This is a genomic window from Pseudomonas sp. LBUM1643 (genome assembly GCF_059716215.1).
In genome coordinates this window covers 2762050-2774759 of sequence record NZ_CP166813.1, presented here as the reverse complement: position 1 = coordinate 2774759, position 12710 = coordinate 2762050, and the positions used below count along the sequence as shown (strand labels likewise).

Below are 12710 nucleotides of genomic sequence, written 5' to 3'. Positions count from 1 at the left end.
TTCCGAATATTTAGGCGTCGATGGCGCCCCACGCCTTGAAGGCTGGCGCCCCCGCCGTGATGTTGATGTTCCCGCGCTTACCACCCGCCGCAACATTGGACCGCTCGATCTCATCGTTTTGAGCCCAAGTCCCCGTTACAGGTATGCTCGCGGCCACGAAAACAGCCCGGGTTCCGGATAGACGAATTTCAGACTCCCCCATGCTGTCGTTAATTGCCGGCAGTGCTGATGGAGCTCTCGCGACCCACGGAACGCCGTTGATTGCGCCGCCGTTGTCGTATACCCGAGCCGTGTTGACGGCGTGGATCTCTGCGAACTTGTCGTATAGGCCAGGTGTACCACCGGAGAAAACACGCAGTACGCCACCGGGTATACGGTAGCCATAGTCCACATCCAAACGGACCCCTGAGCCCCCGTTCGTTACAGCTACGCTCACTTCTGCTGCTGTGCCGTTACGCCCAACTGCCCGCCCACCATCGAGAATGAGCTGCACACGGTAGTAACGCGTGCCCGAAGCGGTATTCCACGTAGTGGACCCGTCCAGACTGATGCCACTGATCCCCGTGAAGCTGTTGCTGCTAAAAAACATCTGATGGTTTCGCTCGACCATACCGCCAGCAAAAACTCTCCCTTTTGCACTCATCAAATAGGAATAGTTGTTCCAGTCGACGCAAGCATGAAGGTCAGCCAGAAGCAGAGCTACCGCATCGGCACCCGCCAACTGAACTACGCCGACGCTGCAGAGATCACCAAGATGATCGATTACTGGCAGCAACAGGTGGATCGATTGGCCAGCGGTCGCCCTCGCGGCATTGTCCTGCGCGGGATCACGCCGTTATGAGGCGTTCAATCAAGTCTCCCGAGCCCACGTTGCTGGATCGGGCGATCAGTTGGTTGAGTCCCGAGATCGGCGCCAAGCGTATGCAGGCGCGTATGACGATGACGGCAATGGGGGGTTACAGCGGCGCCTCCAAACGCAAACGCTCGCTCAGTGCCTGGAACCCATCGGCTGGAAGTGCAGCTGCCGATCTGCTGCCCGATCTGCCGACTCTACGGGAGCGTTGCCGCGACCTGGAGCGAAACAACCCCATCGGTGGCGGCGCGATCAACACGGAGGTGACCAAAACGGTCGGCACTGGGTTGGCGCTGAAGTCGGTGGTCAATCGGCAGATCCTCGGCTGGGATGAGGACACCGCACGTGATTGGCAGCGCAACTACGAAGCGACGATCGAGGTGCTGGTCAAGGAGCTGCGCCGCGACAAAACCGGGCAGTTGCGCATTCGCCTCGGCGAACTGGCCGATCGCACCAACTCACACTGGGCTCGCCTGCTGTCGGCCTGCCGACCGCTTGCCCCTCCTTTCAGAGATCACCGCATTTTCGTTGATCTCTTCACAGCCGAAAGCAGGCGTTCGTCCGTCGAATCAACGCTGCCTGTCCATCAAATGCCCACGCGCTTCCAAAACCTCGCACAAGAAGACGAGCGCTCGACAAAAAACCGGGTGGCAATCCTCATAAGGCAAATCGTCGATCGAAGCCCAGAAAAACTCAAAGGTGTGACCGAAGTCATCAAGCGTCTGATGCGACCATCGTTCAGGCAGCGCTCCAACCGCCCGGCACAGTTGAAACGACCAGATCTGGTCTTGATGACCGCAATCCCAACACCCCAGATCGTCTTCGATGGTGGCGGCGCTTATACCAGACTCTTCCGCCAGTTCACGCAGGGCGGCTCGATCCGGCATCTCTCCCTTTTCAATACTTCCCTTCACCAGTTGCACCCCTGCCTGAGGATGACGGAACAGAAGAATCCTGGGGCGCTGCCCGGAAGACAGAACGACTGCGCAAGCCTTGTCGGGAAGCATGGCGATTTCCTTATCGGTAATGAAAGCACGCCATCATACGCATTGAGAGATTACTGTAACGGGGGTCGTGAGCAGCAGTCATGGATCGACTGCTGCCATCGCAAAAGAAAAATCTCATCACCCGTTTCAAACTTTTCGTTTCACCGGGCGTCCTTCTTTAATGACGCCAACATGGCTTGGCACCCTCAGACGGCTGGCTTCAGCCAAGGATAGCTAATGACCTTTTTTATTTTTCTCCTGGCCTGCGGTGCCGCAGCGAGCACCGGCCTTCTTTTCAAACCTGGCCAGTGGTACGAATCGCTCGTTAAACCCGGCTTCACACCCCCCAACTGGCTGTTTCCGGTGGCCTGGTCGATTATCTATCTGTTGCTTGCCTGGGCAGGGTATCGCTTGACCCTGATACCCGGAAGCCAGGTGGTATTGGCTTTGTGGGCGACGCAGATTGCATTGAATACGCTGTGGACACCGGTGTTCTTCGGCGCGCACCGCATTTTTGCCGCGATGGTCATCCTGGCGCTGCTGTGGCTCGTGGTCGCGGCAATGGTGGTGATGGCATTGCGGCTCGACCTGATCACGGGGCTTATCCTGTTCCCTTACCTTGTGTGGCTGTGCGTAGCCGCTGCGTTGAATTTTTCCATCCTGCGCAATAACCGCGGATGATCAATTCCAACTCGGAGCTAAAAACACCTTGGCCTGCCAGCGAACGGGACTTGGCGCAGGTTCGGGATTTCAACAAGAAACTTGCCTGGTTGCCGCGCTTTCGAATCCGTAATCGCTTTACGCCTCGGGTGATTCAGGCGCTGCTGCGCGCCAGCCAACTAGGCGGCGCCGGTCAATTGCTCAAGCATGGGCTCAAGGCTGAGCGGAAGACGATGGGTGTCGGCGACATTTCAGTGCCCGTGCGGATCATCAGGCCCAAAGGTAAAGCAAAAGGCGTCGTGCTTGATTTCCACGGAGGTGGATGGGTTATCGGCAATGCGCAGATGAATGACGCCTTCAACGTGGCGATGGTCAATACGTGCGACGTCACAGTCGTCTCGGTCGACTACCGGCTTGCCATCTCAACGCCGATTGAAGGCTTGATGGAGGACTGCCTGTGTGCTGCTCGCTGGCTGCTGAACGAGGACTGTGATGAGTTTGCTGAACTGCCCGTTATCGTCGTGGGTGAATCAGCCGGAGCGCACCTTGCTGCCGCAACGTTACTGGCGCTGAAACAATGGCCCCACTTGCTTCAACGGGTGAGCGGCGCGCTGCTGTATTACGGCGTTTACGATTTGACGGGAACCTCGAGTGTCCGGGCAGCGTCCGCTGAAACGCTGGTATTGGATGGTCCTGGTATGGTTGAAGCGTTTCGCATGCTCACGCCCGGTCTCAATGACCAGCAACGCCGGCGGCCTCCTTTGTCACCGCTGTATGGCGACTTTACGGATTTTCCCCCTGCGCTCCTATTTGCCGGCGAACTGGATCCTCTGAGGGACGACACGCTCGATCTCGCTGATCGGTGGATGAAATCGGCCCCTGTGGAAGTGCACGTCTTGCCCTCGTCTCCCCACGGCTTCATTCACTTTCCGACGGCCATAGCAGATAGCGTGCTTGCTTACAGCCGGGAGTGGATTTCGGCTCGAATTGCTCAGCGCTAATCAAGGAACATCTGGAAACAACCTCTGACTGGCCCAGCCCTGAAATGTTTGCTTGCATGCTCGTCCCACGATCTGCAATCACGTCAGGAGACAGTCAATGAAAACCATGGTGGTCGGCGCAAGCAAAGGATTGGGCAGGGCTTTGATCGAAGGATTGGGCGAGCACGGGGACACCTTGATTGGCGTTTCTCGTAGCCGCCCGGAAAATCTTGTAAGCAAGGCCGGTGTCGATTTGCGCTGGGTAGAAGCCGATCTGAGTGCGCCCGCCAAGGCTGCGCAGATAATCAAGGACGCGGTGGTGGATGGCGGGCTTGATACGCTGATCTACAACCTGGGGATATGGGAAGAGTTTGCCTTTGATTCCACCTACAACTTCCTGGCTGACCAGGACGACCAGGTCGAGGCCATCGTCAGCTGCAACATCACCTCGACCATATTGCTGATAAAGCGCCTGCTTCCGCTGCTGCTCGAGAGTAAAAACCCGCGGATCATATTGACCGGCTCGACGTCGGGCCTGCCACAAAGTGGACGACCAGAAGTGACCTTTGGCGCCTCCAAGTTTGCATTGCGCGGGATCGCCGATGCGCTGCGCGAAGGCTACCGGCAGCAACGGCTGGGCGTGACCTGTCTGAACCTCGGCTACCTGAACACCGAAGACCCGTTGAGCACGCCACGAGCGCTCGCCGAGCAGCGCGGTGAAGGCCACTCGATTCCCGTGCACGACGTCGTGCAGGTCGTGCGTATGGTCTTGAGTCTGTCTTGCGCAAGCTTCGTCAAGGAACTCACCTTGCCGGCAATATTCGACGAACGTTTTTGATGAGAGGCCGATCACTGCGGTAGAAAAAGTCGGGGGAGCAGCCAAGTCGCCGTCACGGCACCTGCTCCAATGACCCTCGTGTTTTATCGTGCACCACCCTCGCCCATCCCCCCTCTGTAATCCAGCCTGCAATCATTCACACCTACCCGAAATTTAGGGTTTGTCTGCCGTTGCAAAAACTTTTTTTGTCATGTCATACTACGTCGTACAACATCATCGGTACGCCAGATCACACCTGGCGTACCTCCAAGGAAGGCGGGCATTTTCATGAGCTTTGAAAGTCAACGCGTCAAACAGATCTCTTCCTCTCCCAGCATGGTCATCTCCATGCGCGCCAAAGAGCTGGCCAGCCAAGGCCGCGACATTGTCGACATGAGCCTCGGCGAACCCGACTTCGATACCCCCGCACACATTGTCGAAGCGGCTTACCAGGCCATGCGTGATGGCCACACCCGCTACACCGCGCCGCAAGGCACCCTGGCCCTGCGCCAGGCGATTGTCAGCAAGTTCCAGCGGGAAAACGGGCTGACTTATAGCGTTGATGAAATCACCGTCGGAAACGGCGCCAAGCAAGTCATCTTCAACACGTTCATGGCGACCCTGGAAGCCGGCGACGAAGTCATCATCCCCGCGCCCTACTGGGTTTCCTACTCCGATATCGTCACGCTCAACGGTGGCAGCCCGCAGGTCATTCCCTGTGGCATCGACGTTGGCTTCAAGCTGACCGCCGAGGCACTGCAAGGTGCACTGACCGGCAAAACCCGCTGGCTGATCCTCAACTCGCCCTCCAATCCCAGTGGCGCCATCTACTCCGAAGCCGAACTGCAAGCGCTGGGCAAGGTGCTGGAAGATTTCCCCAACGTCCTGGTGATGTCGGACGAGATCTACGAGCACGTGTTACTCGCTGATCAGCCCTTCGTCTCGTTTGGCAACGCCTGCCCGCAACTGCGTGAACGAACTTTGCTGATCAATGGCGTGGCCAAGGCCTATGCCATGACTGGCTGGCGCATCGGTTATGCCGCCGGCCCCAAAGCCCTGATTGCCGCGATCAGCAAGATTCAATCGCAGAGCACCTCAGGTGCCAGCGCGATTTCCCAGGAAGCGTCCCGGGCTGCGCTTCAAGGTCCGCAAGATTTTGTCAGCCAGAGTGCCGCCGAATACGCCGAGCGCGGACGCCTGCTCGTGGACGGTCTGAGCCAGTGCGAAGGCTTGCGCCTGAGCGCACCGGCCGGTGCCTTCTATGCCTTCCCCGAATGCAGCCAGTTACTGGGGCGCAGCACCCCGCAAGGTCGGGTGATCAATGATGACGTCGAACTGTCCGCCTATCTGCTTGATCAAGCAGGTGTGGCCGTAGTACCGGGACTTGCGTTCGGCTTGCCGGGTTACTTCCGATTGTCGTTTGCCACCTCTCGCGAACAAATAAGAAAAGCCGTCGTTTCAATCAGTGAAGCGCTTGCAGCCTTGCGCTGAAGCCTTCGCCTTTCGCTGTGCCATAGCTGCCATAACAATAAATCGGAGATTCCCCATGTTCGATCAGAAGAAAAAGCTGCTTGCCCTCATCGTTGCTGCGTGCCTGAGCACCAGCGCTGCACAGGCTGACGACCTCACCGGAACACTGAAAAAAATCAAGGAACTGGGCACCGTCACCCTGGGTTATCGCGACGCGTCGTTGCCCTTCTCCTACCTCAATGATGCCCAGCAGCCCATCGGCTACAGCATTGAACTGTGCAAAAAAATCGTCGATCAAATCAAAGTCAAAGTCGGTGAACCCAACCTCAAGACCGAGTACGTCTCGGTGGTTGCAGCCACTCGTACGCCTCTGTTGATCAACGGCACCATCGATCTGGAATGCGGCGTCACCACCAACACCGTGGAGCGCCAGAAACAAATCGGTTTCCTGCTCACCAGCTACGTGGCCAGCGCCAAATACGCGGTGAAAAAAACCGCCGGCATCAACAGCGTTGCCGATCTCAAAGGCAAGTCTGTGGTGGTCATCACTGGGGGTAGCGGCGAATGGATCACCAAGAACCTCGACCGCGAAAAAGCGTTGGGCCTGAAGATCCTCAATGCCAAGGATGGCGGCGAAGCCTTCCTGATGCTGGAGACGGGTCGCGCCGTTGCCTACATCAATGACGACGTGCAGCTGATGGCAACCATCGCGCAAAGTCGCAGCCCGGATGCCTATACATTGCTCCCCGAGCCGATGTCCGCTGAACCTTATGCCATCGGCATTCGCAAAAACGATGGGCAGTTCAAGGCGTTCGCCGATGACGTTCTGCGCAACCTCTACAGCAGCGGCGAGATCAACACCCAGTATCCGAAATGGTTCCAGCAGCCGATCCCTCCGAAGAATGCGGTGATCAATCTGCCCATGAGCGAAGCACTCAAAGAAGCCATCGCGAACCCGAACGATACCGGCGTCTGATCCCGCCCCGTCACTGTGCCGGGTGGACACGCCTCGATACCCGCCAATCAAGCCATTCAAGTGCGCCTGATTGGCCGGTACTGCGGGCTGTTCCAGGCTGCGCACCCTCACCAAGGTTGGTGTTTTCATGGATTACAACTGGAATTGGGGCGTCTTCTGGGGCTCCGCGCCCGGAGAGACGTCTTCGTATCTGTATTGGCTGATCACTGGCACAAGCTGGACGCTGGCGACTACCCTCGTCGCGTTCATCCTGGCGTTCCTGATCGGTGGCTTGATTGGTACCCTGCGCACCACGACCCTGCGACCCGTCGTGTGGTTGTGCAACCTGTACACCGAAGTGTTCCGCAACATCCCCCTGCTGGTGCAGATGTTCATCTGTTTTTTCGTCGTGCCCGAACTGCTGCCAATATCGCTCGGTGACTACCTCAAGCAGGATTTGCCTTATCCCTCCTTCTTCAGTGCTGTCGTCGCCCTGACGCTGTTCACCTCGGCCAAGCTGTCGGAACTGTTCAAGGCCGGCATCGAATCGGTTGCCGCGGGCCAGCGTGGCGCGGCATTGGCACTGGGCTTGCGGCCGACGCAGATGTACCTGCAGGTGCTGCTGCCTCAGGCCATCCGGGTGGTGTTCCCGCCACTGACTTCCGAAGCGCTGAACACCCTGAAGAACTCATCCGTGGCGCTGACCATTGGCCTGATGGAGCTGACCGCACAAGCACGCAACGTCAGCGAATACTCGTTCAATACCTTCGAAGCCTTCACTGCCGCGACCGTGATCTATGTGGTCATTTCGCTGCTGGTGACCTTCGTCATGGGTCATATCGAACGTTCACTGACCATTCGCGGCGCGACGAGGTAAGTCATGTTTGATCTAGATCCAAGTGTCATTGTCAGGGCCATGCCGGCGCTGTGGAGCGGCCTGAAATTTACCTTGCTGCTGACCCTGGTGGCGATGTCGGTGGGGATTGTCGCCGGCACCTTGCTGGCACTCATGCGCCTGTCGCACAACCGCGTCTTGCGTGGCTTTGCACTGGGCTACGTCACCGTGATGCGCAGCATTCCGCTGGTCCTGGTGATTTTCTGGTTCTACTTCCTGATGCCCTTGCTGCTGCAAATGGCTTTCAGCACAGAACGGCCAGTGCAGATCGGCCCGGTGGTGACCGCATTCGTGACCTTCTGCATGTTTGAAGCGGCGTACTACAGCGAGATCATTCGTGGCGGTATCCAGAGCATCAGCGGCGGTCAGAAACAAGCTGCAGCGGCCCTTGGCCTGCGGCCGTCGCAAGCGATGATCTACGTGATCCTGCCCCAGGCGTTGCGCCGCATGGCGCCCCTGTTGCTGACCCAGACCATCATCCTGTTCCAGGACACGTCGCTGGTGTACGTGCTGTCCATCGCCGATTTCACCGGTGCGGCCAGCAAATTCGCCCAACGTGACGGGCGTCTGGTCGAGCTGTATTTGTTCGTCGCCCTCGTCTACCTGGTGATCTGCTATTTGCTGTCCAGCCTGACTAAACGCATGAAAAGAAACATAGGGAAAACAGCATGATCCAGATGAAAAACCTGAGTAAATGGTACGGCAACTTTCAGGTCCTGAAAAACTGCACCACACAACTCTCTCGCGGCGAAGTGATGGTGGTATGCGGGCCATCCGGCTCGGGTAAAAGCACCTTGATCAAGTGCGTGAACGGGCTGGAACCGGTTCAGGAAGGCGAGATATTCATCGAAGGCCAGCCCGTCACCGGCAAGGGTGTGGACTTGCCCAAACTGCGTGCGCGTGTAGGGATGGTGTTCCAGCATTTCGAACTCTTTGGGCACCTGACCATCATCGAAAACCTCAACCTTGCACAAATGAAGGTATTGCGCCGGGACCACGTCACGGCGACGAAAAAAAGCATGATGTTGCTGGAGCGCGTAGGGCTCAAGAGTCATGCGCAAAAGTATCCGATCCAGTTGTCCGGTGGTCAGCAGCAACGGGTAGCGATCGCTCGCGCCCTTGCCATGGACCCGATCGCGATGCTGTTCGATGAGCCCACTTCGGCACTCGACCCCGAGATGGTCAATGAAGTGCTGGACGTGATGGTCGAATTGGCCCACGAGGGCATGACCATGATGTGTGTCACCCACGAAATGGGCTTCGCACGCAAGGTGGCTGACCGCATTGTGTTCATGGATGGCGGCGAGATTATCGAAGATGTGAAGTCCGAAGAATTCTTCGGTGCACCTCGCACGGACCGCGCACGCAGCTTCCTGTCGAAGATCTTGCAGCATTGATCACGGGGCTCCGCTGATTGTGCAACCTCGCTGGAGAACGGTCAGCCACCCCCGGATGCAGTAACAAATCCACCCCTGAAATTTAATCTGCCTGATCGTCTTGAGCATTGTCATTTTAGGTTGTACGATGACGTACAACAACCAACAACACAGATACATTTCTCCGTACGCTAATAAGGACATTTCGAACAATGAATCCACAAGAACTGAAATCGATCCTCTCCTCCGGCCTGCTGTCTTTCCCGGTGACCGACTTCAATGCCCAGGGCGATTTCCATCGCGCCGGTTACGTTAAACGCCTTGAGTGGCTGGCCCCATACGGCGCCAGCGCCCTGTTCGCTGCAGGCGGCACCGGCGAGTTTTTCTCTCTGGCAGCCAGCGAATACTCGGAAATCATCAAGACCGCCGTCGACACCTGCGCAACCAGCGTGCCGATCCTGGCCGGGGTTGGCGGCTCGACCCGTCAAGCCATCGAATACGCACAGGAAGCCGAACGTCTGGGCGCCAAAGGCTTGCTGCTGCTACCGCATTACCTGACCGAAGCCAGCCAGGAAGGCGTTGCCGCCCACGTTGAAGCCGTTTGCAAATCGGTGAAGATCGGTGTGGTGGTCTACAACCGTAACGTGTGCCGCCTGACCGCTTCGTTGCTGGAACGTCTGGCCGAGCGCTGCCCGAACCTGATCGGCTACAAGGACGGCCTGGGTGATATCGAGCTGATGGTGTCGATCCGCCGTCGTCTTGGCGATCGTCTGACCTATCTGGGCGGTCTGCCAACCGCCGAAGTCTATGCAGCGGCTTATCGGGCGCTGGGCGTGCCGGTCTACTCTTCGGCGGTGTTCAACTTCATCCCGAAAACCGCAATGGACTTCTATCACGCCATCGTTCGGGAAGATCACGAAGCGGTTGGCAAGTTGATCGACGACTTCTTCCTGCCCTACCTGGACATTCGTAATCGCTGCCAGGGTTATGGCGTGAGCATCGTCAAGGCCGGCGCAAAAATCGTCGGTTACGATGCAGGACCGGTACGCGCCCCGCTCACCGACCTGACCTCGCAAGAATACGAAATGCTTGCAGCGCTGATCGACAAGCTTGGTCCGCAATAAAAAACCGATGATTCAAAGGTGCTGAAAAGCGCCGCTTATCGAGAGGTTTAATGCACCCTGCGAAGGTCAAGCTTTCGCAGGGTGTTTTTTTTCGCCAGAGAAACCGCCGACGCCGCTCGCTAAAACCTCAGCCGCGAATAAACGCCAACAAATCAGCATTGATCTGATCCGCGTTGGTCGTCGGCATTCCGTGAGGAAAGCCCGGGTACGTTTTGAGCGTGGCATGCCTCAAGAGTTTGGCCGAAAGCGGCGCCGAGTCTGCAAACGGCACGATTTGATCGTCCTCGCCATGCATGACCAGCGTCGGCACCTCAATCGCTTTCAAATCTTCGGTGAAATCAGTCTCGGAAAACGCCTTGATGCAGTCGTAATGAGCTTTTGCACCGCCCATCATGCCTTGGCGCCACCAGTTGTCGATGATGCCTTGCGAAACCTCGGCCCCGGGTCGATTGAAACCGTAAAACGGCCCCGCCGGCACGTCGACGTAAAACTGTGCACGACTGGCAACCAATGCCGAACGGAAACCGTCGAACACCTCCAGAGGTAAACCTCCAGGATTCTTTTCCGACTTGACCATGATGGGCGGAACCGCGCTGATCAATACGGCCTTGGCAACGCGTCCTGGTTTGGCTCGCGCGGCGTAGCGTGCTACTTCCCCGCCGCCGGTCGAGTGGCCGACATGGATCGCGCCCTTGAGGTCGAGCGCATCGGTCAACTCGATGACATCGGCGGTGTAGGTGTCCATTTCGTTGCCCTCCCACGTCTGGGTCGAGCGCCCGTGTCCGCGACGGTCATGCGCAATCACCCGGTAGCCTTTGAGCAAGAAGAACATCATCTGATTGTCCCAGTCATCCGCACTCAACGGCCAACCGTGGTGAAACACGATGGGCGTCGCGTCTTTCGGGCCCCAATCCTTGTAGAAAATCCGGGTGCCGTCTTTGGTCGTAATTGCGTTCATGGCGTGTGTCCCCTCGCGATCAGGTGGGTGTGAGGTTGCAGGTTGCTTATCAGTGCCTGCGTCAACCCGCAAAGGCTGAAAAGCGTTACCGGCAAACGTGCAAAAGGCGGTGAGCCCGACGTCGTGAGGAGCGGGTCACGAGAGGGCTAGGTCAGTGTAGAAGACGCACGGAAAGCAACACTTTCAAACGATAAATGGAGATTGCCGATGAAAAACCGGCCACCAGCGACTGGATGTCGGTTTCCTGTGGCGCGGGCAAAGTCGCGCTGGAAACCGGAGAGCATCCAGTTTCAGCACCCGTGCCAGATCGGCAGGCGATGTGACGGCTACCAGCAAAGCAATCACGGTCGAGCGGCGTTGAGGCATCGGTGTATTCCTGGCCGGATTCGACGGGTACTTGAAGCCTACTCGTGCGGTTGCCATACCCGGCAATCAGGTTTCTGCTTGACGCCCACCGCCGGAATTTTCGAGCTGTTGCGCACGATCAACTGCCCTCGAACGACCTCCTGAATCGCAGGCGTATCGGGATTCTCCAGTTGCGCGCAAATGATACCGACCGCGCGACTGACCATGTCGGCAACCGGTTGAACGTACGTGGTCAGCGAAAAAACCGGCCAGGCGGCCAGGGTAATGTCATCGAAACCGACGATTGAAATTTCGTGGCCCGGCTTTAGCCCGAACTCCTCGCGTGCGACATTGATGGCGCCCAACGCCATGATGTCGTTAGCGCAAAAAATGCCATCAGGTGGCTGGGCGCTCGACAGCAGTCGGCGAGTGGCGTCCATTGCACCGTCAAACGTGTAATGACCCGTTTCGCGTTGCGGCGCAGGATGACCGAGACGTTGCAGGGCCTCCACAAACCCGATTTCCCGGTCGCGACTGGTCGAAGAGCTTTCCTTACCGGCGATGTACGCCAGCTGACGATGACGACCCGCCACCAGAAACTGCGCGATTTCCATGCTGCCCTGCGCGTTGTCACTGGTCACGCTGGAGATACTGGTGCTGTCATTTCTACGGTTAAGCAGCACCACAGGCAAACCATTCTGTTTGCATTCCTGGGCAAACCGAGAAGACAGGCTCGCCGAGACCAGGACCAGCGCCTCGACGCGGTAACCCAGCACTTCTTCGAGCACCGGGTCGGAGTCTTCATGGTTGGCGGTGGAGAACAGCAACACGCGATAACCCAGCTCTTCGAAGGCCGCCGACAAGGCCTCCAGCACCGCTGAGTAAAACGGGTTTTCCATACTGGGCGCGACCACGCCGATCAGATTGGAGCGGCGCTTGATCAACGAGCGTGCCCACTGGTTCGGGCGATAACCCAAGGCCGTCGCCGCGTCCTCGACTTTCTGTCGCGTCTTTGGAGAAACACTGGCGCCCTTGGTAAAGGTTCGCGAGACCGCAGACTGGGAAACACCCGCCAACCTGGCCACATCGTGAGCCGTTATCGGATGCCGGGATTGGTCATTGGAATCAGCCATTACGTCACAGCCCAAAGTCGAAATGCCGATCATACCTGCCATTGACTGCAGCGTGTGCTGCCTGCCGATTCTTCGCGCAGACGCTTGAGCCTGTCCTGAAAAATTTCCGGTCTTTTTTCGCCGCCCCCTTTTCATCTTCCTCGGGAATGGCTTAGGAT

The 12710-nt window shown here is 57.7% G+C and carries 14 protein-coding genes and 1 pseudogene; 11 read left to right on the top strand and 4 right to left on the bottom strand.

The features are described 5' to 3' along the window. Positions 1-10: 10 nt before the first annotated feature. Positions 11-643 (bottom strand): hypothetical protein, encoded by a 633-nt coding sequence (locus tag ACA063_RS12560; RefSeq protein ID WP_497666120.1) that lies wholly within the window; start codon positions 641-643, stop codon positions 11-13. Positions 644-676: 33 nt separating this feature from the next. Here ACA063_RS12560 and ACA063_RS12555 point away from each other — a divergent pair, with 33 nt between their 5' ends. Both ACA063_RS12555 and ACA063_RS12550 read left to right on the top strand, forming a co-directional pair. Then, positions 677-841: a DUF6148 family protein gene (locus tag ACA063_RS12555; protein WP_497666119.1), complete on the top strand. Its 165-nt coding sequence runs from the start codon at positions 677-679 to the stop codon at positions 839-841. Further along, positions 838-1233, top strand: a pseudogene (locus tag ACA063_RS12550) (phage portal protein); the annotation flags it as partial. The gene ACA063_RS12555 and the pseudogene ACA063_RS12550, both read left to right, overlap by 4 nt. 189 nt (positions 1234-1422) lie before the next feature. Here the strand turns inward: ACA063_RS12550 and ACA063_RS12545 are convergent. After that, complete coding sequence (locus ACA063_RS12545) at positions 1423-1860, bottom strand: NUDIX hydrolase (protein WP_497666515.1); 438 nt, start codon at positions 1858-1860, stop codon at positions 1423-1425. 216 nt (positions 1861-2076) lie between these two features. On the opposite strand from ACA063_RS12545, the gene tspO reads away from it, so the two are divergent. From tspO to kdgD, 9 genes are all read left to right on the top strand, one after another. Further along, complete coding sequence (gene tspO, locus ACA063_RS12540; RefSeq protein ID WP_497666118.1) at positions 2077-2520, top strand: tryptophan-rich sensory protein TspO; 444 nt, start codon at positions 2077-2079, stop codon at positions 2518-2520. Next, on the top strand, positions 2517-3500 hold the full coding sequence (locus ACA063_RS12535; RefSeq protein ID WP_497666117.1) for an alpha/beta hydrolase fold domain-containing protein: 984 nt from the start codon (positions 2517-2519) through the stop codon (positions 3498-3500). Before tspO ends, ACA063_RS12535 begins: the two co-directional genes overlap by 4 nt. A 97-nt stretch (positions 3501-3597) precedes the next feature. Further along, positions 3598-4317, top strand: coding sequence for an SDR family NAD(P)-dependent oxidoreductase (locus ACA063_RS12530; RefSeq protein ID WP_497666116.1), 720 nt, complete (start codon positions 3598-3600; stop codon positions 4315-4317). A 267-nt stretch (positions 4318-4584) separates the two neighbouring features. Beyond that, on the top strand, positions 4585-5787 hold the full coding sequence (locus ACA063_RS12525) for a pyridoxal phosphate-dependent aminotransferase (RefSeq protein ID WP_497666115.1): 1203 nt from the start codon (positions 4585-4587) through the stop codon (positions 5785-5787). Between the two features lie 55 nt (positions 5788-5842). Next, positions 5843-6742 carry a transporter substrate-binding domain-containing protein gene (locus tag ACA063_RS12520; RefSeq protein ID WP_497666114.1) on the top strand — a complete coding sequence of 300 codons (900 nt, stop codon included), beginning with the start codon at positions 5843-5845 and terminating at the stop codon, positions 6740-6742. Positions 6743-6869: 127 nt separating this feature from the next. Then, the gene (locus ACA063_RS12515; protein ID WP_497666113.1) at positions 6870-7598 is read left to right on the top strand and encodes an amino acid ABC transporter permease; all 729 of its coding nucleotides are present in this window, start codon (positions 6870-6872) and stop codon (positions 7596-7598) included. 3 nt (positions 7599-7601) lie between these two features. After that, the gene (locus ACA063_RS12510; RefSeq protein ID WP_497666112.1) at positions 7602-8288 is read left to right on the top strand and encodes an amino acid ABC transporter permease; all 687 of its coding nucleotides are present in this window, start codon (positions 7602-7604) and stop codon (positions 8286-8288) included. Continuing rightward, a complete protein-coding gene (locus ACA063_RS12505) occupies positions 8285-9013 on the top strand; it encodes an amino acid ABC transporter ATP-binding protein (RefSeq protein ID WP_497666111.1) in 729 nt (242 codons plus the stop codon). Before ACA063_RS12510 ends, ACA063_RS12505 begins: the two co-directional genes overlap by 4 nt. A 191-nt stretch (positions 9014-9204) precedes the next feature. Then, positions 9205-10116: a 5-dehydro-4-deoxyglucarate dehydratase gene (gene kdgD / locus ACA063_RS12500; RefSeq protein ID WP_497666110.1), complete on the top strand. Its 912-nt coding sequence runs from the start codon at positions 9205-9207 to the stop codon at positions 10114-10116. A gap of 127 nt (positions 10117-10243) precedes the next feature. On the opposite strand, the gene ACA063_RS12495 is transcribed toward kdgD, so the two are convergent. Both ACA063_RS12495 and ACA063_RS12490 read right to left on the bottom strand, forming a co-directional pair. After that, positions 10244-11074, bottom strand: coding sequence for an alpha/beta fold hydrolase (locus tag ACA063_RS12495; RefSeq protein ID WP_497666109.1), 831 nt, complete (start codon positions 11072-11074; stop codon positions 10244-10246). A 404-nt stretch (positions 11075-11478) separates the two neighbouring features. After that, positions 11479-12552 (bottom strand): LacI family DNA-binding transcriptional regulator, encoded by a 1074-nt coding sequence (locus ACA063_RS12490; RefSeq protein WP_497666108.1) that lies wholly within the window; start codon positions 12550-12552, stop codon positions 11479-11481. Positions 12553-12710: the final 158 nt, after the last annotated feature.

Excerpts from the sequence above, each read along its gene's own strand:
- ACA063_RS12560 (WP_497666120.1), bottom strand. The coding sequence starts at position 643 with ATGAGTGCAAAAGGGAGAGTTTTTGCTGGCGGTATGGTCGAGCGAAAC.
- ACA063_RS12555 (WP_497666119.1), top strand. The coding sequence starts at position 677 with ATGAAGGTCAGCCAGAAGCAGAGCTACCGCATCGGCACCCGCCAACTG.
- ACA063_RS12545 (WP_497666515.1), bottom strand. The coding sequence starts at position 1,860 with ATGCTTCCCGACAAGGCTTGCGCAGTCGTTCTGTCTTCCGGGCAGCGC.
- tspO (WP_497666118.1), top strand. The coding sequence starts at position 2,077 with ATGACCTTTTTTATTTTTCTCCTGGCCTGCGGTGCCGCAGCGAGCACC.
- ACA063_RS12535 (WP_497666117.1), top strand. The coding sequence starts at position 2,517 with ATGATCAATTCCAACTCGGAGCTAAAAACACCTTGGCCTGCCAGCGAA.
- ACA063_RS12530 (WP_497666116.1), top strand. The coding sequence starts at position 3,598 with ATGAAAACCATGGTGGTCGGCGCAAGCAAAGGATTGGGCAGGGCTTTG.
- ACA063_RS12525 (WP_497666115.1), top strand. The coding sequence starts at position 4,585 with ATGAGCTTTGAAAGTCAACGCGTCAAACAGATCTCTTCCTCTCCCAGC.
- ACA063_RS12520 (WP_497666114.1), top strand. The coding sequence starts at position 5,843 with ATGTTCGATCAGAAGAAAAAGCTGCTTGCCCTCATCGTTGCTGCGTGC.
- ACA063_RS12515 (WP_497666113.1), top strand. The coding sequence starts at position 6,870 with ATGGATTACAACTGGAATTGGGGCGTCTTCTGGGGCTCCGCGCCCGGA.
- ACA063_RS12510 (WP_497666112.1), top strand. The coding sequence starts at position 7,602 with ATGTTTGATCTAGATCCAAGTGTCATTGTCAGGGCCATGCCGGCGCTG.
- ACA063_RS12505 (WP_497666111.1), top strand. The coding sequence starts at position 8,285 with ATGATCCAGATGAAAAACCTGAGTAAATGGTACGGCAACTTTCAGGTC.
- kdgD (WP_497666110.1), top strand. The coding sequence starts at position 9,205 with ATGAATCCACAAGAACTGAAATCGATCCTCTCCTCCGGCCTGCTGTCT.
- ACA063_RS12495 (WP_497666109.1), bottom strand. The coding sequence starts at position 11,074 with ATGAACGCAATTACGACCAAAGACGGCACCCGGATTTTCTACAAGGAT.
- ACA063_RS12490 (WP_497666108.1), bottom strand. The coding sequence starts at position 12,552 with ATGGCTGATTCCAATGACCAATCCCGGCATCCGATAACGGCTCACGAT.